Origin of the sequence: Enterococcus sp. AZ167 (assembly GCF_051714025.1) — a bacterium.
Classification (GTDB): domain Bacteria; phylum Bacillota; class Bacilli; order Lactobacillales; family Enterococcaceae; genus Enterococcus_D; species Enterococcus_D casseliflavus.
This window is the reverse complement of sequence record NZ_JBIORB010000002.1, coordinates 455,040-479,932: the sequence shown is the minus strand read 5'-3', so window position 1 is coordinate 479,932 and position 24,893 is coordinate 455,040. Positions and strand designations below refer to the sequence as shown.

The 24,893-nt window shown below is 42.3% G+C and carries 22 protein-coding genes and 1 other RNA gene; 10 read left to right on the top strand and 13 right to left on the bottom strand.

Features of this window, described 5'->3' with window-relative positions; genetic code table 11:
* Positions 1 to 71 precede the first annotated feature (71 nt).
* Together IGJ05_RS13975 and IGJ05_RS13970 are read left to right on the top strand one after the other, a co-directional pair.
* On the top strand, positions 72 to 1,334 hold the full coding sequence (locus IGJ05_RS13975; protein WP_375353027.1) for an NAD(P)/FAD-dependent oxidoreductase: 1,263 nt from the start codon (positions 72 to 74) through the stop codon (positions 1,332 to 1,334).
* Positions 1,335 to 1,471: 137 nt separating this feature from the next.
* A complete protein-coding gene (locus IGJ05_RS13970; protein ID WP_005237193.1) occupies positions 1,472 to 2,509 on the top strand; it encodes a tagatose 1,6-diphosphate aldolase in 1,038 nt (345 codons plus the stop codon).
* Positions 2,510 to 2,564: 55 nt separating this feature from the next.
* Here IGJ05_RS13970 and ybaK read toward each other — a convergent pair whose 3' ends face one another.
* The 3 genes from ybaK to IGJ05_RS13955 are packed head-to-tail and all read right to left on the bottom strand — an operon-like array spanning position 2,565 to position 5,034.
* On the bottom strand, positions 2,565 to 3,056 hold the full coding sequence (gene ybaK, locus IGJ05_RS13965; protein WP_438725316.1) for a Cys-tRNA(Pro) deacylase: 492 nt from the start codon (positions 3,054 to 3,056) through the stop codon (positions 2,565 to 2,567).
* Positions 3,057 to 3,106: 50 nt separating this feature from the next.
* Complete coding sequence (gene aroD, locus IGJ05_RS13960; RefSeq protein ID WP_438725315.1) at positions 3,107 to 3,859, bottom strand: type I 3-dehydroquinate dehydratase; 753 nt, start codon at positions 3,857 to 3,859, stop codon at positions 3,107 to 3,109.
* 5 nt (positions 3,860 to 3,864) lie between these two features.
* A complete protein-coding gene (locus IGJ05_RS13955; protein ID WP_438725314.1) occupies positions 3,865 to 5,034 on the bottom strand; it encodes a class I SAM-dependent rRNA methyltransferase in 1,170 nt (389 codons plus the stop codon).
* Positions 5,035 to 5,271: 237 nt separating this feature from the next.
* Here IGJ05_RS13955 and IGJ05_RS13950 point away from each other — a divergent pair, with 237 nt between their 5' ends.
* The 3 genes from IGJ05_RS13950 to IGJ05_RS13940 all read left to right on the top strand — a co-directional run bounded on the left by IGJ05_RS13950 (position 5,272) and on the right by IGJ05_RS13940 (position 8,727).
* The gene (locus IGJ05_RS13950; protein WP_050979041.1) at positions 5,272 to 7,356 is read left to right on the top strand and encodes an LTA synthase family protein; all 2,085 of its coding nucleotides are present in this window, start codon (positions 5,272 to 5,274) and stop codon (positions 7,354 to 7,356) included.
* A gap of 181 nt (positions 7,357 to 7,537) precedes the next feature.
* Positions 7,538 to 8,275, top strand: a complete 738-nt coding sequence (locus tag IGJ05_RS13945) for a hypothetical protein (protein ID WP_005229124.1) — start codon at positions 7,538 to 7,540, stop codon at positions 8,273 to 8,275.
* Positions 8,254 to 8,727 (top strand): hypothetical protein, encoded by a 474-nt coding sequence (locus IGJ05_RS13940; RefSeq protein WP_317720896.1) that lies wholly within the window; start codon positions 8,254 to 8,256, stop codon positions 8,725 to 8,727. The genes IGJ05_RS13945 and IGJ05_RS13940 overlap by 22 nt, the downstream gene beginning before the upstream one ends.
* Positions 8,728 to 8,844: 117 nt before the next feature.
* On the opposite strand, the gene IGJ05_RS13935 is transcribed toward IGJ05_RS13940, so the two are convergent.
* From IGJ05_RS13935 to IGJ05_RS13925, 3 genes are read right to left on the bottom strand one after another with little or no spacing between them, the layout of a single operon-like run.
* On the bottom strand, positions 8,845 to 10,305 hold the full coding sequence (locus IGJ05_RS13935) for a sensor histidine kinase (RefSeq protein WP_005229120.1): 1,461 nt from the start codon (positions 10,303 to 10,305) through the stop codon (positions 8,845 to 8,847).
* Positions 10,305 to 11,018 (bottom strand): response regulator transcription factor, encoded by a 714-nt coding sequence (locus tag IGJ05_RS13930; protein ID WP_010749704.1) that lies wholly within the window; start codon positions 11,016 to 11,018, stop codon positions 10,305 to 10,307. Before IGJ05_RS13930 ends, IGJ05_RS13935 begins: the two co-directional genes overlap by 1 nt.
* Complete coding sequence (locus IGJ05_RS13925; protein ID WP_015510109.1) at positions 10,999 to 11,349, bottom strand: SdpI family protein; 351 nt, start codon at positions 11,347 to 11,349, stop codon at positions 10,999 to 11,001. The genes IGJ05_RS13930 and IGJ05_RS13925 overlap by 20 nt, the downstream gene beginning before the upstream one ends.
* A 145-nt stretch (positions 11,350 to 11,494) precedes the next feature.
* On the opposite strand from IGJ05_RS13925, the gene IGJ05_RS13920 reads away from it, so the two are divergent.
* Together IGJ05_RS13920 and ssrA are read left to right on the top strand one after the other, a co-directional pair.
* Positions 11,495 to 12,265, top strand: a complete 771-nt coding sequence (locus IGJ05_RS13920) for a Cof-type HAD-IIB family hydrolase (RefSeq protein WP_081116485.1) — start codon at positions 11,495 to 11,497, stop codon at positions 12,263 to 12,265.
* Positions 12,266 to 12,327: 62 nt separating this feature from the next.
* Positions 12,328 to 12,691, top strand: a transfer-messenger RNA (tmRNA) gene (gene ssrA / locus IGJ05_RS13915).
* A gap of 586 nt (positions 12,692 to 13,277) precedes the next feature.
* Here ssrA and IGJ05_RS13910 read toward each other — a convergent pair.
* On the bottom strand, positions 13,278 to 13,523 hold the full coding sequence (locus tag IGJ05_RS13910; RefSeq protein WP_010749707.1) for a hypothetical protein: 246 nt from the start codon (positions 13,521 to 13,523) through the stop codon (positions 13,278 to 13,280).
* Between the two features lie 491 nt (positions 13,524 to 14,014).
* On the opposite strand from IGJ05_RS13910, the gene IGJ05_RS13905 reads away from it, so the two are divergent.
* Together IGJ05_RS13905 and IGJ05_RS13900 are read left to right on the top strand one after the other, a co-directional pair.
* On the top strand, positions 14,015 to 14,383 hold the full coding sequence (locus IGJ05_RS13905) for an ACT domain-containing protein (RefSeq protein WP_010749708.1): 369 nt from the start codon (positions 14,015 to 14,017) through the stop codon (positions 14,381 to 14,383).
* Between the two features lie 509 nt (positions 14,384 to 14,892).
* A complete protein-coding gene (locus IGJ05_RS13900) occupies positions 14,893 to 15,993 on the top strand; it encodes a mandelate racemase/muconate lactonizing enzyme family protein (protein WP_438725312.1) in 1,101 nt (366 codons plus the stop codon).
* 53 nt (positions 15,994 to 16,046) lie between these two features.
* Here IGJ05_RS13900 and IGJ05_RS13895 read toward each other — a convergent pair whose 3' ends face one another.
* Positions 16,047 to 17,462 carry a glycoside hydrolase family 1 protein gene (locus tag IGJ05_RS13895; RefSeq protein WP_438725310.1) on the bottom strand — a complete coding sequence of 472 codons (1,416 nt, stop codon included), beginning with the start codon at positions 17,460 to 17,462 and terminating at the stop codon, positions 16,047 to 16,049.
* Between the two features lie 15 nt (positions 17,463 to 17,477).
* Entirely contained in the window at positions 17,478 to 18,782 is a 1,305-nt protein-coding gene (locus IGJ05_RS13890; protein ID WP_438725309.1) for a PTS sugar transporter subunit IIC, read from the bottom strand.
* Between the two features lie 171 nt (positions 18,783 to 18,953).
* Between IGJ05_RS13890 and IGJ05_RS13885 the strand changes: the two genes are divergently transcribed.
* Entirely contained in the window at positions 18,954 to 19,655 is a 702-nt protein-coding gene (locus IGJ05_RS13885) for a GntR family transcriptional regulator (protein ID WP_438725308.1), read from the top strand.
* A gap of 53 nt (positions 19,656 to 19,708) precedes the next feature.
* Here the strand turns inward: IGJ05_RS13885 and IGJ05_RS13880 are convergent, their stop codons facing one another.
* The 4 genes from IGJ05_RS13880 to IGJ05_RS13865 form a co-directional block, all read right to left on the bottom strand.
* Positions 19,709 to 20,473 (bottom strand): serine hydrolase, encoded by a 765-nt coding sequence (locus IGJ05_RS13880; RefSeq protein WP_438725307.1) that lies wholly within the window; start codon positions 20,471 to 20,473, stop codon positions 19,709 to 19,711.
* 36 nt (positions 20,474 to 20,509) lie between these two features.
* Positions 20,510 to 21,421, bottom strand: a complete 912-nt coding sequence (locus tag IGJ05_RS13875; protein WP_438725306.1) for a C40 family peptidase — start codon at positions 21,419 to 21,421, stop codon at positions 20,510 to 20,512.
* A 21-nt stretch (positions 21,422 to 21,442) separates the two neighbouring features.
* The gene (locus tag IGJ05_RS13870; RefSeq protein ID WP_438725304.1) at positions 21,443 to 22,516 is read right to left on the bottom strand and encodes a dipeptide epimerase; all 1,074 of its coding nucleotides are present in this window, start codon (positions 22,514 to 22,516) and stop codon (positions 21,443 to 21,445) included.
* Positions 22,517 to 22,704: 188 nt separating this feature from the next.
* Complete coding sequence (locus tag IGJ05_RS13865) at positions 22,705 to 24,366, bottom strand: peptide ABC transporter substrate-binding protein (RefSeq protein WP_438725302.1); 1,662 nt, start codon at positions 24,364 to 24,366, stop codon at positions 22,705 to 22,707.
* Positions 24,367 to 24,893 lie beyond the last annotated feature (527 nt).

Sequence of the window (24,893 nt, the reverse complement as noted above, 5' to 3'; positions counted from 1 at the left end):
ATTCGAAAAAAATCGACCAATCCTTTCAGCACTCATAGCCGATGTGTTACAATCCCAAAGAGGTGAAAAGAATGGAAAAAACCTATGATGTCATTGTTGTTGGTGCAGGTACGAGCGGCATGATGGCTGCGATCACTGCTGCCAAACAAGGTGCGCGGGTGTTATTAATCGAAAAAAACAAAAAAATCGGCAAGAAATTATTGATGACTGGCGGCGGACGCTGCAATGTAACCAATAATCGGCCGGTAGATGATTTAGTTGCTCATATTCCAGGAAACGGCAAGTTTTTGTATAGCACGTTTTCTCAATTCAATAATTATGATGTAATGGCGTTTTTCGCAGACTTAGGTGTCGTCTTAAAAGAAGAAGACCACGGACGGATGTTCCCTGTGACGAACAAATCAAAAACCATCGTCGAAGCGTTGCTTCAAGCAATCAACGATCATCACGTCACCCTATTGACGAACACAGTCGTCACAAAGCTGATCCATGACGGCAGTCAAATTCGCGGCGTGCGAACCGAAACCGATGAGTTCTCTGCCCCTAGTGTGATTTTGACGACAGGTGGCCGCACCTATCCTTCCACGGGCGCAACGGGGGACGGCTATAAGATGGCAAAAAAAGTCGGCCATACCATTACGCCACTTTATCCAACCGAATCGCCGCTTGTTTCAGAAGACTCCTTTATTCAAGAGCGGACGTTGCAAGGCATTTCCTTGCAAGACATCACGTTGAGTGTCTTGGATCAAAAAGGAAAGCCCATCGTCGCCCATACCATGGATCTTTTGTTTACCCACTTTGGGTTATCTGGTCCAGCTGCTTTACGCTGTTCCTCTTTTGTAAATCAAGAAATGAAAAAGCAGCAACCCGTGACGGTTGTTCTGGATTGTCTGCCAGCAAAATCCCATGAAGCCTTGACCCAAGAATTGATTCAGTCTGCAGCTTCGAAGAAACAATTGCCGAATGCTTTAGCTGGCTTTTTGCCTGAGCGCTTGATGACCTTCTTTTTGCAGCAGCTAGACCTGCATGAGCTGGTTGCTGAAAAAGCCTCACCAGAACAGTTGGCTGCGCTCGCTTCCTTGATCAAAGGCTTTTCAGTCACTATCGTTCGCACGTTCCCGTTAGAAAAGTCTTTCGTGACTGGTGGCGGGGTCCATCTGAAAGAAATCAATCCAAAAACCATGGAGAGCAAGAAAATCAACGGCTTGTATTTTGCTGGTGAATTATTGGATATCAATGGGTATACAGGTGGTTTCAACATTACAGCAGCGTTTTGTACTGGACATGTTTCAGGGAAAAACGCAGCAGAAACAGCTAGTTATTTCAGTTATTGATCGATGACCCAGGTGTTGGCAGCAATATCCTTGCCGTTGCTACCAACACCTGGGTCTCCTCTCTTTTTGCTTATTAGTTGGGTTTTTCTCAAAGTAGGCGTAGACTAAAGATAGCAAGATCGAGGGAGGTTTTTTTAATGAAACGAATTTCAAGAGGTAAATTTGAACGAATGCAAAAACTTTCAAATGAGGATGGTGTGATTGCCGCACTAGCGATCGACCAACGTGGTTCCATGAAAAAAATGATGAAGGCGGCAACTGGACCAGATGACTTTACGATGGAACACATTTATGAATTCAAGCAGTTGGTTTCCCAAGAATTGACCAAATATGTCAGCAGTATTTTGTTAGACGAGGAATATGGCTTCTTAGGGATCGAAGCAAAGAATCCCAACGCTGGCTTGATCCTTTCCTATGAAAAAACAGGGTATGATGTCAATACGCCGGGTCGTTTGCCAGAAATTCTACCCAATGAATCGCTGCAGCGCTTAGTGAAAAAAGGGGCAGATGCTGCGAAAGTCTTGGTTTATTATAATCCAGATGAACCGCAAGAGATTTTAGATACCAAACATGCGTTTTTAGAACGTTTAGGTACGGAGGCACAAGCGGCCGATATTCCGTTATTTGTAGAGCCAATCGTTTACGACGATGAGATCACAGATGACAAATCACCTGCTTTTGCCAAGATCAAACCGAGCAAGGTCATCCGAACCATTCAGGAACTGACGAAAGATCACTACCATATCGATATTTTGAAAGTCGAAGTACCGGTTCAGTTCGACTTAGTTGAAGGTTTCCAAAAAGAAGGCTTAGAGGCCGTCTATACGCAAGAAGAAGCCGCCAATTACTTCAAAGAAGCTAGTGACGCTGCGACGCGACCATTTATCTATTTGAGTGCGGGTGTCCCAGCGAATGTCTTTCGCGATGAATTGACCTTTGCTGGTCAACATGGTGCTAAATTCTCAGGAATCTTAGGTGGACGAGCAACTTGGCGCGATAGTGTGGAAATCTATGGGAAGCAAGGCGCCAAAGCATTACTGGAATGGCTGGACACCCAAGGGAAAGAAAATGTTGAAGAATTAAACGCCATTCTAAAACAATATGCCACTCCATGGTTTGACTTTTATGGTGGTTTAGAAAATATTGAGGTTTTCGATATTGAAGTAATGGAATAAAATAGTACAAAATAATCCCCGTGAACGGCATTTCAAGATGGTTCACGGGGATTTTTTATTCGTGTTCAGGTGCAAACAAATCGGCAAAGACCGCCCTAGTCAATTGTTGCAACGCTTGTGGGGCAAGCCCCATCTGCAACCCGCGCTTTCCTGCAGAAACCACGATTTCTTCCAGTGTCTTCGCCCCACGATCAATATAAGTAGGAAAGAGCTTTTTCATCCCGATCGGCGAACAGCCGCCGCGAATATAGCCAGTCGTTTCTTCTAAATCTCTCAGATGCAGCATCTCTACTTTTTTGTTTCCACTGACTTTGGCTAACTTTTTCAGATCCACTTCTCTGTTTCCAGGAATCACAGCCACCAGCGGACCTGTTTTGTTGCCCACTGCCACCAGCGTTTTGTAGATGGCTTGCGGGCGTGCTAGTTGCGCAGCGACGGATTGCGCATCGAGATGGTCTTCCGACCACTCATAGGTGTATTCGTTATAAGCGATTTTCTGTTGTTCTACTTGACGGATCGCATTGGTTTTTTGTTTCTTCTTCGCCATTTTATCCCTCTTTTGTTTTGGTTTCTTTTAAGAGAAGGCCTTGGCTGGTCTTACTCATTGAGTGAAAATTCTTGTAAGTAGTTGGTCATTCGTTCGATCGGTATTTGTCCAGGTGCTGAAGTACCTTGCAACGAAGCAAAAGTAAAGACCGAACCAGTCAATGCCCCACTAACCCGGCTGATTTTCCCCAGCTCCCCCATCGACATGATCGCCAACGGCAGTTGGTTGAAGCCACGCGCTTTAGTAATGATCCCCATCAAACGTAAAACATCTTGGACTTGCTTGGGCATCATCGCTAACTTGCCAACATCGGCACCAAATTGATTCATTACGCCGATCTTTAAAATCAACACAGCATCTTCTGGCGTTTTCTCAAAATCATGATTGCTCAATATCAGCTTTACCTGTGCCTTTTTGATTTCTTGAATAAAGGCTCGACCTAAAAATTCAGCTTTCTCTAATTCGACATCGATCCAATCGATCAAGCCTGAATCAGCAGCAGCTAAACACAATTCTTTGTACTGGGTCAATGTGAACGCCCGCTCGCCCCCTTCTTCCAAGGTTCGAAAAGTGAAGAGCAGATCTTTGTGCTTTAATGTCGTGCGAATATGTGATAACGCATCTAAGACCGCTTGCTGGTCTTCGACATGTTTGTAATGATCAACACGCCATTCGACGATCTGTGCCTCTGATTCCTCAGCAGCAATGGCTTGTTTCAAGATCTCTTCATTGGTTTTCCCAATCAATGGCACACAAATCAACGGTGTTTTCCCGTCTAACGTTACTGGTTTTGATCGGCTCATCTACTTCACTCCTTTTTCATTTGATAAAAGAATACTTTCAGATAGTTCCCTTCGGAAAAATGCTTATCTACCGCAAAATCAGCTGGTAGACGATAACTTTGAATACATTCATAAGCAACGTGTGCTTTCTCTAAGGATGCTTCGATCATTTCTTGAAACTTCCTCGGTGAAAGATTGGCCGCATTCGTTGAGGCGATCAACAAGCCATCAGGCGCTAAAATCGCCAAACTATCAGTGACTAAGTCGCCATAATTTTTCGCAACCGAGAAGACCTTTTTCTTGTTGCGGGCAAAACTCGGCGGATCTAAAACGATCATATCAAAGCGCAAGTCTTTTTTGCTGGCATAATTGAAGTAATTGAAAACATCCATGACATGGATACGCTGGGTATCTGGATCAATGCCGTTGACTGCAAATTGTTCGCGGGTCTTTTCTAGACTGCGTTTTGCCAAATCGACGCTCGTTGTTTGAGCAGCGCCACCGACAGCAGCAGCGACAGAAAACGCCCCCGTATAACTGAACATATTTAAAACCGTCTTGCCAGCTGCCAAGCCATCAATAAGTTGCCCACGAACTTCTTTTTGATCCAAAAAGATGCCCGTCATTAATCCTTCGTTCAAATACGTCGCATACGTGACGCCATTTTCCTTCACCAGTAAGGGTTCAGGTGCCGTTTTTCCATAGACCCATGCTGATTCAGGCAGTTCAGACGTAAAGCGGATTTTTTCATATGCCCCTTTGATCTCGGGAAAGATTTGACGAAAAGCCGCCACGATCGCTTTTTTATGTTGATAAAGGGTGGCATTGTACCAAGAAAAAACGACATACTCGCCATACAAATCTACGGTAAGTCCCCCCAATTGATCCCCCTCGCCATTAAACAGACGAAAGGCATCTGTCAGGTCATCTTGATAATAAGCAATGCGTTTGCCTTTTGCTTTCGCAAAGCGTTGCGCAAAGAATGCTTGGTCGATCACTGTTTCTTCAAAGGATACGACCCATCCGATCCCTTTATTTTGTTCCCCAAGATAGCCGACACCTAAGAAATGGTTGGCCTGATCAATAAAGGTGACCCACTCCTTCGTCTCGATTGCTTGTTGAAGATCTTCTCGTTGGATCAACGGATTCTTTTTGCGAAGCTTCGCTGATCCTTGCTTCGTTAGTTTTATTTTCATGTTCATCTGCTCCATTCATTCTCCTTTTTAGTATAGCAAAAAGCGACTGTATTGTCTGTATCCTTGAAAGTAAAGAAATACTTAATTCCGCGTCATGACAAGGAATTCATTTGACACGTCTTTCACAGCCTAGTAAAATGTACTGTGATGTAAAATCGTAATTTACCGGTTATACTGGAAAAAGAGAGGACGATTCCTTTGAAAAAAAATAAAGTATCCACCTTTGTGAATACAAGAATGGGCTTTTTTTTCCTATTAGCCCTATTATTTTGGCTAAAAAATATCTTTGCCTATATGGTGGACTTCCACCTAGGTATTGAAAGCAGCATTCAGTACTTCATCTTATTCATCAATCCGATCGCAACGACTTTGTTGCTGCTGTCGATCGCATTGTACGTAAGAAGAACCAAAGCAGCTTATATCACGATGCTTGTGATTTATTTCTTGATGACTCTGCTGTTGTTCTCCAATGTTTCGTACTATCGAGAATTCACTGACTTTATCACCATCAACACGATGCTTGGTGTAGGAAAAGTGGCAAGTGGTCTAGGAGAAAGCGCAATTCGCTTGTTCCGTCCCTACGATGTGTTGTACTTCATTGACTTTATCGTGCTGATTGCAGCCTTTTCAATGAAAAAAATCAAAATGGACACTCGTCCTGTGCGGGCACGGATGGCTTTTGCGATCTCAACCTTAGCTGTCATGGTCTTTTCTGCCAATCTTTTCTTAGCAGAAGCGGATCGTCCTGAACTGCTTACTCGAACGTTTTCTCGTGACTATTTAGTGAAATACCTTGGGATCAACGCCTTTACGGTTTATGATGGCGTGCAAACCTATCAAGCTTCGCAAGTACGTGCCGAAGCAAGTCCCAACGACATGAACGAAGTAGAAAGCTATGTCAGAGAACATTACGCTGAACCGAATGATGATCTGTTCGGTATCGCAAAAGGCAAGAACGTCATTTATATTCATTTAGAAAGTGTTCAGCAATTCTTGATCGATTATAAATTAAAAGATGAAAATGGTGTTGAACATGAAGTCATGCCATTTATCAATAGTTTGTATCATAGCGATAGCACCTTTAGTTTCGATAACTTCTTCCATCAAGTAAAAGCTGGGAAGACCAGTGATGCGGAAACGTTATTCGAAAATTCCTTGTTCGGATTGAATCAGGGGGCATTATTCACTCAACTGGGTGGAAAAAATACCTTTGAGGCAGCGCCAGATATTTTAGGTCAAACCCAAGGCTATACCAGTGCGGTTTTCCACGGAAATACGGGTACCTTCTGGAACCGAAATGAAACCTACAAACGGTTTGGCTATGATTATTTCTTCGACGCATCCTATTATGATGTCAATGATGAAAATTCATTCCAATACGGTCTACATGACAAACCGTTCTTTGAACAATCGGTACAATACTTAGAACGCCTGCAACAACCGTTCTATTCAAAATTCATTGCAGTTTCTAACCACTACCCATATTCTGAATTTACCAATGAAGAAGGCGGCTTCCCGCTAGCGAACACTTCTGATCAAACGATCAATGGGTATTTCGCAACCGCGAATTATTTAGATAAAGCCGTAGAAGAGTTCTTTAATTACTTGAAAGAAAGCGGCTTGTACGAAAACTCAGTCATCGTTTTATATGGTGACCATTACGGAATTTCCAATTCTCGGAACCGCAACTTAGCAGAATTGCTTGGAAAAACAAGTTCGACTTGGACAAACTTTGACAATGCTTCATTGCAACGTGTTCCTTATATGATCCATATTCCAGGACAATCAAACGGCGGCATCAATCATACGTATGGTGGCCAAGTTGATGCGTTGCCAACCCTCTTGCACTTACTCGGTGTAGATACATCGAACTATATTCAATTGGGACAAGATTTATTCTCTGATCAAAATGAACAACTGGTTGCCTTCCGCGATGGCGACTTTGTGACACCAGACTACACTTACTATAGCAGTACATTGTATGACAATCGTACCGGCATGCCGATCAACGATCCATCCGATGAACTGCAAGCGAAAGTCGATGAGTGGAAAGCCAAAGTTGACAAACAGCTGTCGGTTTCTGATCAGATCAACAATGGTGATCTCTTACGTTTCTATGCGAAGAGCGGTTTAGAAGAAGTCGATCCTTCGACCTATAATTACAAAGACGCCCTTCAGCAAATGATGGATATCGAAAAGAATCTAGGCAGTGATTCAACCAGCGCCTTTTCTCAAAACGGCAATCAATCGACCGTCGATCTGTACCAAACAAAAACCTTCCAAGAATACCAGCAGATGACGGAACAAGATAGCGGAGAATAACCTATAAGTACTACAAGATCGATCCAGCAAGGCGGATGCTTTGCTGGATTTTTTTCGGCTGTTTTGTTCGTAAAAACCCGATTTTTTCTATTGCTTTTTTAGCTTCGATATTTTACTACAAGAACTTCATACTTTATTCAAACTCCCCTTTTATACTATGAAATAGGATGAGGTGAACTAGATGAAAACTATACATTTTGCGATTGCCAGCATATTTTATCATAAAAAAGCCATGGTGCTTTATACGCTTGTATCCTTCTTTGCCGTGATTGGCTTGATCGTGACCTTCGCCTTGATCTACTCAATGGATCAAGTGATCGCTCAAACTAGAGATCTCTTAACAACAGAAGATTTGCAAACGAAAGTAGCGGAAGAGATCCAACCAGTCACGACGATCTATCATCAACTGTTCTATTTGATTTTTAGCGCCTTTACACTGGTCTTTATCGGCTTTCAAGTTTATTACCAATTATCGAAACGCTCAGAATACACTGCCTGGTTAGCAAGTGGTGCCACCACAAGACAATGGGTGGCGATGCAGTTGCTTGAAATGCTCTTGCCGCTTTTAGCAGCTGCCGTGATCGCCTTTGTGTTATTGCTGCTCTTCCAGCCTTATTTCCAGCGAGAATTGCTTAGCGGGCATATCATCGCTCTTGATCGTGAGCGTGCTTCGGATCACTTTTGGGAGGCTGTTCAAAGTCTTCCCGGTCAAGAATTCGCCATTACGATCCCGCAAAACAGTCAAATTCTTGTCCAAAATGTTGACTTGAACAGCACCACTTGGCTTGCTATTTTATTTGAAAGTACGCGCCACACACTTATCGTATTGCTTGCCGCTGTTACCAGCTTTACTGGTCTGATTGCTAGCGGACATAGTCTGTATTGGAGGAAAAAACAATGGAAAAACCAACTCAGCTAACGAAATCAATTGGTTTCTTTTATGTTGCGAAAGACAATGAAACAAAAACATCTGAATTAAGTTTGCTGCTTTCACAAAAAAAAGCAATCTTGATTCGCGCACAGTGGCCCTCCGTCCCCTTTTTATCGGTCATGGACAATGTATCTCTTGCAAATAAAAAGGGGGGCGATTTAGAGGATGTGCTGCCTTATGTACAGCTTCCCTTATCGGTTTTGAAAAAAGATCGAACAGAGTTAACACCCTTTGAGGAGCTCAAAATTCAACTGCTCTTAGCTTTGCTTTCAGAAAGAGAAACCCTTTTAATCGAAAATGTCTTGAGCACATTAACAACGAAAGAGGTTCAAACCCTGCTGCCCTTGTGTCAAGAAATCGCCGAACAATTTGCTGTTGCCATCTATTTGATTCATGAAGACGAATGCTTTGCCCATACCCCTTATACTACTTATCTATAGTTTACATAGCCCCCAAACAAGAAGGCTTGCTTGCAAAAGCAGGTCTTTTTGTTTGGGCTGCTGCCACTGAACCGCAAAAAAAATCGACCGGCTAAGCGAATTGCTGCCGGTCGATTGCTATTCTTCATTTAAGTCGATATCAGGAAAAGAAATTTTAAACGTCGTGCCTTTGCCAAGTTCACTTTCTACACTGATCTTTCCTTTGTGCAGGCGTACGAGCTGTTCAACGATCGATAGGCCCAAACCTGATTCACCAAATTGACGGTTTTTACGGGAAGGATCGACTTTGTAATAACGATCCCAAATATTCTTGACTTGTTCTTCAGACATGCCGATTCCCGTATCACTGATTTCGATGATCGTTTCCAAGTAGCCTTTTTCGATTCGAACCCGAATTTCTCCATCTTCCGTAAACTGGATCGCATTTTGTAAAATATTGACCATGATTTGGACGAAACGATCGTAGTCGGCATAGACGTCAATTGGCTCTGTTGTTTCTAAAATCAACACATCTTTGGCGATTTCTGCCTTGCTCTCAAGTTGCGTCAGCAGATTTTTAATGGTTTGCGTTGCATCGAATTTTTTGATGACCATCGAGATTTGATTGGTTCGGATTTTTTCGTAGTCAAGGTTTTCGTTGACTAATCGAATCAAGCGATTGGTTTCATTTTTCATCAAACGGATCGCATTGTCCTTTTGATTTTCAGGAATCGCGTTGTACTCTAACCCTTCCAATAAGCCATTGATGGTCGTCAAAGGCGTACGCATCTCATGCGAAGCGTCTGCCATAAATTGTCGACGACGTTCTTCTTGTCGTTCAATTTCCTCTTGCGACTCTTTTAAGGATTTCGTCATTAAATTAAAATCTTCGGCTAACTCATCAAATTCATCCCGATTATGCACTGGCAAGAAGATATCAAAATTGCCATTGGTGATCTCCTTGGTTGCTCGTTTCATGCGATTGATCCGCCTTACTTGGAACGTAGCAAATAGGTAACTGATCAATAAGGAAACGACGATCGAGATCAAACATACTTTAAACAAGTTTTGGTTAAAAGCACTGACAAGATTCAAGATGCTGCTTGCCGATTGCGAAACCACCATCACCCCGTAAAAATCCGTTCGGTTGACAGAAAAAGGAATCAAAACATAGGAAGTCAGTTCTTTTTCCCCATATAGATTCGTAGGCGACGTCAGTTGCAGACGCGCCCCGTTTTCTAAGGATTGCCAGTCTTTTTCAGAAATTGGAAAATCTACCGCACGAGTCGTATCTAATGGATAAATGATGTCATCGGGGCTTTTAAAGAAAGCAAAAGAAATGTCTTGGTTGCTCAAAATATTTTCAGCCAAATGCAGAGAATATTGCAGATAGCCATCTCGCGTCATATTTTGCTGCAAATATTCTGAATCGCTGATTTGCGAAATCGTCGCGACCGACGAAGCATACCCCATTAACTGCTCATAATTTCGTTCTTGTAATGTTTGGCGCGTCATTTGTGTAAACGCAATACCAATCGTCATCAAAATCACGAAGATCACAACAAAAAACGCAATCAGCTGTTGATACAAGTAGCGCATTAAGCAGCACCTGCATCGTCAAATTTATACCCCACACCCCAGACGGTTTGAATGATCTGAGGTCCCACTTTTTCTATTTTTTGTCTTAGTTTTTTGATATGCGCATCAACCGTCCGTTCGTCACCAAAATATTGGTAATCCCAAACTAGTTCTAACAATTGCTCTCGTGAAAAGACTTGCCGCGGTTTTTTCGCTAACGTATAAAGTAAATCAAATTCCTTCGGCGTCAACCCATCGATGGGTTTGCCATTTAAATAGGCTTCCCGTGTTTTTGTGTTCATTTTGAAATGATCGGTCACAACATCAAAAGTTGCATCGGAAGCTTCAGGCGTTGTTTTTTCAACCAACTCACTGCGGCGGTGTAAGGCTTTGATCCGCGCGATCAAGGTCAGTGGACTAAAAGGTTTCGTCACATAGTCATCTGCCCCCATCTCCAACCCGATGACTTGATCGCTTTCTGAATCACGGGCCGTCAACATAATAATAGGTACTGTACTGGAGATTTTGCGAATTTCGCGCGCCACCATCATGCCATCCATGGAAGGAAGGTTCAAGTCAAGGGTGATCATGTCCCATTTGTCTGGTTCAGCAGCAAAGGCTTCCAGCCCTTCTTTGCCGTCGTACTTAAAAGCCGCTTCCCATCCTTCATTCAAGAAAAACATTTGCATCATTTCAGAAACAGATTCGTTGTCTTCAATCATTAATATATTCATTTTCTTCACCTCTATGTTCTTTATCAAATCGTTGCAGATTCTCTTCGATCAGGCCAAAGATCGGCACGATGAACCAAGGGATCGCGATCATTTCAACTAGGAAAAAATTGGTCCATTCTTGCCATTTCAAGACAAACCCAATGACCGCCATGATTCCGCCAAAAAGCAGAAAATAACGGGCGCATAGTTTCTGAGCATGCCGCCAGTTGCGTTCATTTTGTTTTGCTAAATAGGAACGGTAGCCATAAATAAGGTTCATTTTTTTTGATGGAAAAAGAAAAAAAGTGAGACCAATCAAGAAAAAAATGATGCCAATTACTAAAAAAATCATCGTTTCACTCCATTCTTCCTATAGTATACTCGAATTTCTTTCTTCTACCAACAACTTCACCGATTATTCATAAAGGTTTGCCTTTTTTTCAATCTTTGATAAGATTGTGAGTGGACTATGACTATAAACCTTAGGAGTAAGATACATGACCTATAAAGCATTAACTTTTTTTGATCTTGACGGTACGCTTTTAGATGAACACTCGCAAATCACATCCGAAATCGCTGAAGCGATGGCGATGTTGCGAAAAAACCAAGTACTGCCGATCATTGCAACAGGAAGAACCGAACCTGAAGTTACCGCCATTCGTGAAGCAGCTGGGATCACCTCGAACATCGTCATGAACGGCGCCTTTATCCGTATTGACGGCAAAGAAGTTTTTTCCGATACCCTTGAACCTGAACTTTGCGCACGGATGTTCCAAGCAGTCAAAGACAATGGCGATGAACTGTGTTATTACAATGAGAAAGGCTATTGGGCGACTGGACATACCGCGGAAATGATTGGTGCGTACAACTATGTCCGCAGCCCTTTACCAGAAATCGATCCTCTGCATTATGAAACAGATCGGACCAATATGTTGTTAGTTTTAGGTGTCGGCAACGATGCTTATTATCATGAGCGTTTTCCAGAATTAACTTTTTATCGCAATACCCCCTTTTCCATCGATGTCGTAAAATCTGGCACCTCTAAAGGGACGGGCGTAAAAACCTTGGTAGAATTGTTGGGTCTAGAAGATGTACCTACCTTCGGCTTTGGTGACGGCAGCAACGACTTCGCTCTTTTAGAAGCCTGCGACCACAAAATTGCAATGGGAAATGGAATTCAAGAGTTGAAAGAGTTGGCAGACTTCGTGACCCTGAAAAATACCGAAGGCGGGATCGTGCACGCCCTGAAACACTTTGACTTAATCTGATTCTTTGCATACAGGCAAAACTATGGTATACTAATGAATGGTAGCGATACCCCTTTTATCAAGGGGATGTTACGGATTCGACAGGCATAGTTGAGCCTGAATTGCGCTTCGTAGGTTACGTCTACGTTAAAACGTTACAGTTAAATATAACTGCTAAAAACGAAAACTCTTACGCTTTAGCTGCCTAAAAACAGTTAGCGTAGATCCTCTCGGCATCGCCCATGTGCTCGAGTAAGGGTCCTATTCTAAGTGGGATACGTTTTATCTTTCCGTCTGTAAGATAAAAAAGAGAGCATCAGACTAGCGATACAGACTGCCTGTCACTCGGCAATCTGTAAAGCGAACCTTCAAATGAGTTGACTATGAGCGTAGATTTTTAGGTAGCAATATGTTTGGACGCGGGTTCGACTCCCGCCATCTCCATAAAGAAAAATCGATTAGATTTTCGTAGTTTTTCCTAAGTGTTCAAAGCCTTGATTTAAAGAGGTTTTGAACACTTTTTTTGTATTTTCAGTTCCACAATGTTTTTCGTAGTTTTCTTGTTTGGTAGTCAAATGGTGGTTAATTATCAGCTTTAAACCGATGTGCTATTCCTCGCTTTTCTTAGATTGTATTTCTTATACCGATTGAACCTACATTAATTGTTCAAGTGAAGTCAGATGCTTTTTTTAAGCAATCAATGCTCTTCAATGGCGTACCTTTTCACCAAATTGTATACGAATCTCTTTTTTGCGAGTTTTTCTTGGGCTGATTTTTTTACTCTATTTTTGATTTAAGGCTTTTTACTCCTTAGTATCTTTAGATACACTTTTTTTCACTCCTGTTTTGCGTTCTCAACGGCTTTCTTTGCTTCTACAATAGTTATTTTCCCTGGCTCATTGCATGAAATTTTTTGAAGATGTTTCTTATCATCAAAGCTTGATGTAAGTTTCATAATCTGCTTGATCATCAACAATCTATGATAGTTCGTTGCTGGCTTGATCTGACTCTGCCTCAGCAAAAAAAGTGCTAATTAAAGTGTTTTCGATTTCTCTACAATTTCCTTTACTCGTTCACAAAAACTATCTGGATTCATTCCAGGTTCCATTTTCTCAGCCTCATCAGGAAGTAAATCATTCAGGTACAATGTAGCTTCTTTGTTTTCGGTATACATTTCCTCGTAGTGATCGACTAAATAATGTTCCAAATCTATGGAAAACATAAAAAAATTAATTTCTTCGGAAAGTCCTTTTTCAATAAAGTTGAAAAATTTATCCATTTATCACACCTCCTTGACTAAAGTTTATCAAAATATTACAGAGCGTTCTTTACCTTCTCCTTGAATCTTGTAAGGTCTTCGTAAAATTTAGCATGTTCCTTCTTCTCTTTATGATCCTCAGTATCAATTTTTCTTCCAATCAAACAATTAGTGATTTATATTCCATTCCTCTGTCCACCATAATTTTATGTACAATAATAGTACTCAACCATTGATTTATGATTGAGTGCTATTTATCTTCTATTAACTCGATTGATTTCAAATCTGATTCAGCATAGATTGCGGATCCAATTGATATTTCTTCTTCTCCAGAAACAGAGGTATACCCATCAGTTTTAACCGCTTATTTTCTTCTGTATAGAATCTACCCGTCTGTTACGTCTCGCAGAAACGACACAACGCTTAGAATCATACGTGATCAAATGATAATCGCCTTCCCTTCTTTCTTATCCTTTGATATGATGATTGCATCAAACGAAGGACGTGATTAAATGAAACTGACCTTATTGGCACCCTCTTTTTCTGTCATCCAAGTAGAGCGTATTGATCCTTCGATACTGAAGATCGTTCCTCTATTTTTTGCCCATACGTCAGAAGAACTTTCTTTGGTGTTACCAACGGCAAAGGTTCCAGCTGAAACACTAAACAGAGAAGATGGATGGAAAGCGATGAAAATAATTGGTGTGCTGGATTTTAGCTTAATTGGCATTATTGCAAAAATCTCTTCCCTTCTAGCCGAGGAGTCAATCAGTATTTTTGCTGTTTCTACCTTCAATACTGATTATATTTTAATCAAGGAGCATCAGGTAGAACAAGCTCGTACTGTTTTAACCGCCAATGATTATTCCTTTGTCAATTGAGAAAAAACTTTTTCTTCCTTACGACAAGTTACTTTCGCTCGCTTTTTGAAATACAAAAGAACGACTGAACCAAAGAAGTTCAGTCGTTCTTTTGTATTTCACTTGTCGTTTAACAAAGATAAGAGTACTGGGTATCCCAAATAAAAGACTTCCCCAAGCTTTCATTTGCCCCAGTACTCTTCATTGCTCGTTGTTAAGATAATCATAATACAAAAATGATTTTTATTCAATAACTATGCTTTAAAAATAAACAAAATGCTATTTTGTGACAATTTATAGGGGGTTCACTTCATTTCTAGCTAATATTCCCTATATCTCTTTATATTCTAAATGGTTCCATGAAGCATCAGTTGATGAGATGCGATCACTTCGATAGTGATCCTCCTTCTTTTAAAGTTTTGAATTTGAGGAAATTCAGCCTTGTCAATCTCGCCTTCCCATGCTACCATGGTTATGCAAACGTTAACATTAAAATGCACACGTGAACATTAATTTGAGGAGGATTTTTAATGGCAAAAATTACAGATGTACAAACAGCGTATTATCGGATACCTCTTCCAGAAATCATGGAAGATGCGAAGCATGGCTTACATACCCACTTTGAAGTGCCTATCGTCAAGATCGTTACTGATGATGGACGTGAAGGGGTCGGCTATACGTATACTGGTGGCTTCGGTGGCGAATCGATCGCCAAACTGATCGATAAAGAACTAAAAGCGATCCTTTTAGGGAAAGATCCAGCATGTGTGGAAGCCTTGTGGGATCAGATGAACTGGGGAATCCACTATGTTGCCAGAGGCGGTTTAGCAAGTTTCGCCATTGCGGCTTGTGATATCGCCTTGTGGGACTTACGTGCGAAAAAAGCACAAGAACCCCTCTACAAACTTTTAGGCGGCGCAAGCAACAAAGTAAAATGCTATGGTGGTGCGATTGATCTAAACTTTCCTCTTGAAAAACTCTTAGCCAATAATCAAAAATATTTAGACATGGGATTAAAAGCGGTCAAAATCAAATTGGGACAAAAAACACTTGCCGAAGATATTGCTCGAATAAAAGCGGTCAGAGAATTGATTGGTCCCGATGTTGTCTTTATGGTGGATGCCAACATGAGCTGGTCTGTTGAAAAAGCGATCAAAGCCGCCAAACTGATGGCGCCTTATGACATTTTGTTCCTTGAAGAACCAACGATCCCCGAAGATTACGAAGGCTACGCTCGTATCGCTAAAGAAGGGCAAATTGCGGTGGCAGGCGGAGAAAACTTGCGCACCCCTATCAAATTTGCTCATATGATCAAATATGGCAATGTCGATTTTCCGCAACCCGACGCTTCCAATTGCGGTGGGATCACCGGCTGGTTGAAAATTGCTGCCTTAACACAAACAAGTAACTTATCTGTTTCTACACATGGCATGCAAGAATTGCACGTTAGTCTACTAGCAGCGATGCCTAATGCTGGGTATCTCGAAATGCACAGTTTCCCAATCGATCAATACACCACGAGACCGTTAGTGATCGATCCATCCGATGGCTGTGCGATTGCCCCAGAAGAACCAGGGATTGGCGTCACCTTTGACTGGGAGAAACTTGCTCCTCATAAACAACCCTTTTAACTGAAAACCCACGCTGATTTCCTTTAGGATGAGGAAATCAACGTGGGTTTTTATTACAGAATCAATGGTTTTTCTTCAAATGGAAGCCACCGTTCATCAATCAGGGAACGATACCAAGCGGCTGATTTTTTTAATGACCGAGTCCGTTCTTCATTTAGCTCGATTCGTACGAGACCATAGCGATTTTTGAACGCATTCATAGGTGAAACACAATCGGTAAATGCCCAAAGCATATAGCCTTCGCAGTCGGCGCCTTCCTCGACGGCTTTTAGCAGCCAGTAAAGATGTTCGGTAATAAACTGAATCCGATAATCATCTTGGACTTGACCTGTGGCATCCATATACTGTTCTTCATTTTCCCGCCCCATACCATTTTCAGTGATCAGCCATGGAATATTGCCATAATTTTCTTTAAGATAATTAGCCATATCGTACATGACCTTCGGATAGATTTCCCAGCCACGGGAGTTATTCATTTGTTTTCCTGGCAAATCAAAGGTCTCATAAAACATTTCTGGATGAAATGGTGTATCCGAATGCCATTGATATCGTGGTGCCCGCACGCGTTTAGGGTAGTACTGATTGACACCTAAGAAATCCACCGTATGGGTGCGGATCGTTTCCAAATCTTCTTCTGTCGGATCAAAGTAGATGTCATAGGTTTGGCAAAGCGTGATAAGTTCATCTGGATAATGCCCCTTAACCATTGGATCAAAAAAGATTCGGTTGAAAAAAAGATCGTACATTTTTTGCGCGTTTTGATCCTCTGGTGAGGAAGAGCGTGCGTAAACCATTTCTGGATTTAGCACACAACCGATGCGCCCCTCGTAGCCCTTTTCATGATAGACAGCCACCGCTTGGGCGGAAGCCAATACTTTGTGATAATTCCAAAGCATCCACTTTTTTGTGTTTTGCTCATGGGGCCAGCGGATCGCATCGAGATAGCAACGAGTCTGAATAACGATCGGCTCATTGAAGGTAAACCACTGTTTGACTCGATCACCGTAACGCTCGAAGGCGATTTCGGCATAACGAGTATATAGATCGACCACTTTCCGCGAGCTCCAGCCATCATAGGCATCCATCAAACTAGCTGGCAGTTCATAATGTTCCAAACAAAGCATCGGTTCGACCCCACCCGCAAGCAATTGGTCGATAAGCTGATCGATATGAGCAGCATAATCTTCATCAACGATCAGCTGTTCATGGTCGGTAAAGAAGCGCGCCCAATTGATCGATGTTCGGTAATGGGTCAAATGAACCTCCTGCATCAGTTCAACATCCTCTGAAAACTTTTCCATAAAATTCGTCGCAACAGCCGGCCCGTAGCCATTATGCCAGACAAAGCGTTCTTCTTTGTACCAGCGGTCGAGATACGAATCTTGCCCTTCTTTCTTTCCTTGCCAGCCTTCTGTCTGCCAAGCAGACGAAGCAGCCCCTAAAATAAATGTTTCAGGTATTTTTACCATTTTTTTAAAACTCCTTTATGCAACTTCATTGGTCGTACGATTCATTACCAAAACAAAAGGTAGATAGATCAAAATTGCCACGACAATACAGATAACTTGCGTGATCACAGCCCCGATATCCCCAGCAGTAGCTAGATAAGCATTGACGATCGGTGGCATCGGCCATGGGACCATTACCACGGCTTTAGCGGCAAAGCCTAGACTTGTCGCCACGTACCCAATCGTTCCTGTTACTAACGGTGTCAGGATAAAGGGAATCGCCAAAATGGGATTCAGCATAATTGGCATTCCGAAGATCACTGGCTCATTGATATTGAAAATCCCAGGTGCTAATGACAATTTAGTGATTTGGCGCATGTCCTCCCGCTTGCCGACGATCAAAATCGCAATCAGCAACCCAATCGTAACCCCAGAGCCGCCCATACTCATATACATATCCCAAAACGGCATCGTAATAATATTGGGTACTTCTTTTCCAGCTTCAAAAGCTTCCGTATTGACAGCGATCGCTGCCAGCAACAATGGTTCGCGAATGGGTTTGACCATCTGGTTCCCATGAATCCCGATGACCCAAAAAACTTGTGCGATAAACATCAACAACAAGATACCTGGCAATCCTTGGACGATCCCTTCCAGTGGTCGTTGGACGACATTGTAGATGATATCGTAAGCATACATCCCTGTGAGTGCTTTGATAGCAAAACCAGCGGTGGCGATGATGGTCACGGTGAAAATCGTTGGAAACAATGCCGAAAAACTTGCCGAAACATTCCCAGGAACACTATCAGGCATCGTGATCTGCAGCCGTTTTTGTCTTCCTAACCACGCATAAAGCTCGATGGAAACGATCGCAACGAACATGCCTAAAAATAGGCCTTTCGTGTCAGTATATTGCTTAGCCAGCACGTTTTCGGCAACCACCGTCGCATCTTCATGCAAAAATTCAAAGATCATTGGATTAACAGAAAGATAAGACATTACTGCGATGATTCCTGGAAAGACCCCAGAAATCTTATTTAATTTTGCTATCTCAATCCCAATCAGAAACACTGCATAGATCGTTAAGAAACTCAACGTCACATAACTGACCGCAGATGAGATCGGTTTTAAACTTTCTAAAAAGCGCAGTGCCTCGATTTGTGCCAATCCATTTTCAGCATCAAAAACCATTGCTGAAAACAATGTACCAAACGCTCCTGTAATGATTACTGGAATCAAAGCAGCAAAGGCATTTTTAATGACCATGATGTAGCGTAAATTGTTGATCCTATTGGCAAACTTTCCTAAAACGTCAGCGAGTCGATCCATAAATCCTTGCATAAAACTCCCTCCTATACCCCTATTCTTCAATTATTAGAAAACGATTACATTACAAATGTAATTCATTTCCTGAAGAATGTAAACGCAGGAAAAGCCTTCAAAACAGGGTATGTAAAGCTCCAAGTTTACATACTTCGTTTTATCACTTATTATTATTTTGAGGTGAAGCAAATGGCGAACTACCATGACATCGCTGCCGATTTACGGAGCAAAATCAATCACGGGTTTTACGAAGAAGAGAAAAAATTGCCGAAGCAATCCGAACTGGCTGCGGATTATCAAACGAGCCGCGTGACGATTCAAAAAGCATTGAATATTTTACAAATGGAAGGCATTATCTACGGTAAAAAAGGCACGGGTACGTTTATCAGTGATTCCTATTCAACCTTCGATTACAACGCCAAGATCAATCGCGGGCTGACGAAGCGCCTTGGAGAGACAGGAAAAATCACCAGCAAGATCATTTCTTTTGCCATTCTTTTTCCCGATGAGAAAGAACAAGAAAAACTAAAAATTCGCAGTGACCAGCAAATTTATGATATCGTTCGTCTGCGTCTATTTGACGATGTACCCGTTGTTTTAGAGTATACCATCATGCCGCTTCATGTCATTCCTGTCATTACCGAAGAAGTCTTATCCTCTTCAGTCTATAGCTACATCACGAACCAACTCCACTCTTCGATTGGAACATCTGTCCGTCGTATCAAAGCGGATCGTGCAGACACCTATGACCAGCAATACTTAGCTTGTGCTGCCACCGATCCCATTTTAGAAGTTGAGCAAACGGTTTACCTCGGCGATGGGACGCCTTTTGAATTTTCCCAATCACGGCACCGCTTTGATATGGGGGATTTTATTGTTGTAAATAATTAATACGCTGCGGATCAAGTGCCTCTAAGTGAGGAGCGATACGCAGCGCATTTTACTTAAAAATATTGCTGATAGACTGTTTGACCAATTTCTCTTAGCCAACTGATCCCTTGACCACTACCGGTTTTATCATAGGAAAATGCCGCAATGATGATCGTCGTTTCATTGGCTTGTAAATACGCTACATCGTGTTCGATGCGGTCAAGACGGCCTGTCTTATTAAAAATGCGGCAAGCGGGCTGCGCAGTTTCCGCAAAATTTCCCGCTAATCCTTCTTGAAATTGCTGCTGATTTAAGGGTGAAAACCCTAGTGCAGCTTCTTCTCGTTTAACACACCTTAGTAGTAGTTTAGCAGCCGCCGAGGGGGTCAAGCGGTTCTCTTTGCCTTTGATCGGTCGCATCATATACCGTTCAAATTGAATCTCTGGCTCCTGAATCCAGGCCTGAAGCGTGGGCAACCCTACTAAGTCCAATAGTACATTGGTCGCAGTATTATCAGATACGGCGATCATCGCCGTGAGAAGTTCACTGATGGTCCAACCTTTCTTCTGAGGAAAAAGACGGATCACCCCAGCACCCCCTGTCAGATCAACGGCGTTCACACCGATCAGCTGTTGCGGATCGATTTTTTCTTCGATAATCTGTTCAAGATAATAGGCATACAAAACAAGCTTACTGATACTCGCTGCCGAAAACGACTTTTGACTCTGATAGTCAATGAGACATTCCGTTGGCGTACCGATCCATAAACCCATTTCCAAGGTTGTCTGATAGTTTTCTAGAATAGGCTTAATTGCTACACGCAAGTCATCTTTTCCCATCAAATGCCCCTTTCCTTACGATCATGAAAAGAATGTTCATGAGCATTCCTGTGATGCATTCGGCTGGTTTTGCCAATAACGCGCCACAACTGCGAGTTCTGGTTCATAATTAGAGCCAGTGATTTTGGTTTTCATGACCCGTGACCCAGGTGTTCTTGAATGAATCATTTCGTCATCCCCCAAATATAGACCGACATGATGGACTTCGCCTTTTCCTTCTTCATAAGCAAACAACAGCAGATCCCCTGGTTGTGCCTGACTGTAAGGTACGATGTTTGCTTGTTGTGCTTGCTCGATCGTATCTCGGGGGATTAAAATACCATGAAGTCGATGCAGCGAATACATGAATCCAGAACAATCAAAGCCACTGCCGCTAATGCCTGCCCAGACATAGGGCTGGTTTATAAATTGTTCTGCCAAGGCTATTATTTTTTCTGGGAGCTTTGCCCATGTGTCCAATAGGACGTGAGCAAAAGCTTTAGCGATCGTTGCTGGTCCATTAGGCGTAGCCACTTGATAGGAATCTGCGGTTTCCCCAACAAGTGGTAAAACTGTTCCAAAAGAAACAAGTCGTGTGGTCGAGTCAAAAACAAGCACGGCTTCTTTTGCAATCACCCCAATCCTTCTTTTAGCTGGTGCATAATCTGGTGGCAATGGCTTCAATACCTCGTTCGGCAGATAACCGGGATACCCGAGTGGGTGTTTATTGCTTTTTTGATCCAAGACGATCACATGGGACCAACCATCCGTTTGGGTGATGACTTCTACTATCGTCCCATATAATACTTCGGAGTCCACTAAGCTTTCCTGATAAAGCCGCATCGTATCTTCATCAGTCAAAAAAGTGTGCAGCGCTTCTAAAGGAAATGCTTTGATTTTTGCTAGTACTTTGTTTTCTTTGGGTTCCTTCCATAAGAAGGAAGAGCCAGCCTGAACAATTTGTTTCATCTTTGCTCCTCTCATAACTATTTATTCGTTGATTCCTAGACCGATGCGTTCGGTGACACTCAAGCTTCCTGGACGCTGAAGAATCCCTTGCATTTCAGGGGAAGTCGTTTGGGTCTCCCACATAAAAGGAACGTCCAGATCATAAAATTGGACGTCGGCCATCCCCAAGGCAAAATGGGCGGCTGCCGCCATTCCCCCATACCCTTCAATCATCGAACCGACCATCACTGGCATTTGATGCTCTTTTGCCAAGTGATAAATTTTTTGTCCCTCTTTGATCCCGCCGCTTTTCATCAATTTAATGTTCAAATAATTGCAGCAGTTTTCAGTAATCAAACGCTTGGCATCCTCATAGGAAAAAAGACTTTCATCGGCCATGATTGGAATCGTCGTACGAGCAGTCACATAGCTGAGTCCAGCAAAATCATGGGCTTTTACTGGCTGTTCAACAAACTCGATCGGAATGTCTTGCCATTGGTCTAAAATCTGCACCGCTTCTTCTTTGGTCCAGCCTTGATTCGCATCAATTCGAAAGGGAATCTTTCCTGCCAAGCGTTCATTGATGCGGCGAATTTTCGCAACTTCCTCTTCGATCGTTCCTGCCCCTAGTTTGATTTTCAAGGAGCGAAATCCCGCCTGGACTTTCGCTTGGGCATCATGCAGCATCTGCTCCTGTGAGCCAACACTGATCGTATAATCGGTTGTCAGTGTATTGGCAGAACCACCTAAATAGCGGTAAAGAGGCAAGTTGGCCGCTTTTGCCAGTGCATCATGCAACGCGATATCAATCGCCGCTTTAGGGCTCGTATGATGCTGGATCAGCGCATGAAGCTCATCCATTACTAGCAATTGGGCATCTACCTTTCTGCCTAACAGGAACGGGGCAAAGACCGTTTCGATATCTTTTAAAATACTTTCTTTTGTATCACCGGTGATCACTTCGGTAGGTGCTGCTTCTCCGATGCCAACGATCTCATTATCAAAAAAAAGCAGCACTCGAATCACTTCGACGGCGTGCACTTCTCTGAGCGCCGTTTTAAAGGGTGCATTCAGCTGGATCGGAATTCGTTTGGTTTCAACTGCTGTGATTTTCATTGGTGTTCCTCCCAAAAAGAAAAGCAGTTCTTATCTAGCTAAAATGAATACGTCATTGTTCGCTGCTAGAAAAAGAACTGCTTTATTCCTTGTTATCAAGTTGCTAAACATTCTAGTAACGTTTTTCTCGTCTGCTGCCCTCTTTGGCGAAGTCAGACAATGAATAGACAAAAGGAGCTTTTTTCTCCTTATTCTTCGACAAAGACATTTTTATAATCATAGGCCGCGCCAACACTATGAACGATGAGGCTTTTGATTTTTGGCGACCGTAGATGTGCTTCAGCACTTTGGAAGAGTGGAATAACGCCTAAGTCGTCGGTTAAGATTTTTTCTGCTGCTACCATATTTTCCCAACGGGCTTCTGGATCGTTAGTATTTTCATTGGAGGCTTGTTCGATCAATTGATTGTAGTCATCATTTAGCCATTTTCCACGATTATAGGAACTGTCTTTTTTGAACAATTCCAAAAAGTTGATTGGATCTGCATAATCCCCGATCCAGTTGTTCATGACCATCTCAAAATCGCCGCTATTTGAACGATCCAAGCGCACAGAAAATGGAACGTTTGTGACTTCGACAGTCAGCCCATCCAGTGTTTGCTGCAAGGTACCTTGAATGTATTCTGCCATTTTTTTCGATTGATCGGTATCTGATGTCAACAGTTCAAAAGACAATGTATCGATACCCAGTTCAGCTTTTGCCTTTTCCCAATATTCTTGGGCTTTTTCTTCGTCAAAGGCTAACGTGGTTGCCGCATCCTCGACAAAATCAGCCTTTGTCTCTGGATTAAACGCTAGGTCAGAAGGAACAAAACCGACCGCCGGTAAGGAGCCGTTGCCTAAAATATTGTCAACGATTTGTTGTCGATTCATACTATACGAAATGGCTTGGCGCAGATTTGCATTTCGAAAAGGCGAATCTTCTGGTGCTTGATTCATTTCTAAATACTGAGTGGTTGCACTAGGCTGAACAATGTAATCAGGATGATTCACATTCTGCATCGCCAATTCACCGCTTAAAATAATGTCATCGGCTTGTCCGCTTTCGTACAAGTTATAAGCGGTCGATGAGTCTTTCACGACATCAAAGTTAATTGTTTCAAGTTTGACCGAATCAGCATCCCAATAATCGGGATTTTTCGCCAATGTCCATTGGATGTCGGTGCCTGGTCCAGCATAATTGGTCAATAGGAATGGTCCATTGTACGCCGCGTTTTCACTGGTTAAGGCATATTGGTCACCGAACTCTTCTACGACACGCTCGTTTTGCGGGAAGAAAGTTGGAAAAGCCAGTAAAGATAAAAAGTAAGGCGTCGGTTTTTCTAACGTGATTTTCAATTCATGATCATTGACTGCTTCGATCCCTAACTCGCTTTTATCTAGCGTACCATCTGAAATAGCGGCAGCGTTTTTAACGGGTGCCAGCATATAAGCATAATTGGAAGCAGTGGCTGGATCAACGGTGCGTTGCCAGCTAAAAACATAATCAGCTGCAGTAACTGGATCGCCATTGGACCATTTTGCCTCTTCCCGCAGTGAAATGGTGTAAGAAAGCCCATCTTCACTAACTTCAGCGTCTTCGCTTGCACCAGCGATCACAGGAACATTGTTTTCATCTAAGCGATAAAGACCTTCATAGGCGTTGTTTAACGTGATAAAGCTGTAAGAGTCGGTTGCTAAAGAAATATCTGCACTGCCCATCTCTGCCGAAAATTGCACATTGATCACTTGCTCTGCAGAAGAAGCGGCTGATGAATCCGTCTCGTTTTCTTGAGTGCCATTTTGACAAGCTGCTAAAAAAAAGCTGCCTAGTAACACAAGCGATACTGCATATTTGCTACGTTTCCCCATTTTTACTCATCCCCTTCTAACATTCAGATAATTCAAAAAATTCTGTTTGTTGTACCGAGTTTACCGCATGTTTATGCAGCCTGTCAATTTAACACGACCAAAAAATGTAAGAGGTTACATGGTTGTGTCAGAAACGCTCTTCTGAATGTAAAAAGTAGAAAAGAGCGGCTTTATGCTGAATATCGTTGAAAGGAGTCGTGCCAAGAAAGCATACAAAAAAGTCCTGATCTTCTAGGGATCAGAACTTATGATACTTTCTTATACATCATTTCGCAGGTAAAATGGATAAAAAAACTTTCTTAATTTTCCTTCCCTTCACACAAAAAAAGAAGACATAAATTTCGTCTTCATAGCGCTTTCTCAGAACCTTCCCACTTTTTTGCCTTTCAACTCAAGGAATAAAAGAAATCTCCTCAGAAAGTAAAAAAAACGTATCTATTTTAAAATGGGAGTGGTACACTAAACAAACGAAGAGTATTGCACGTGAGAAAAGAAAGACTTCCCCAAGTATCCATTTTCTCCAATAC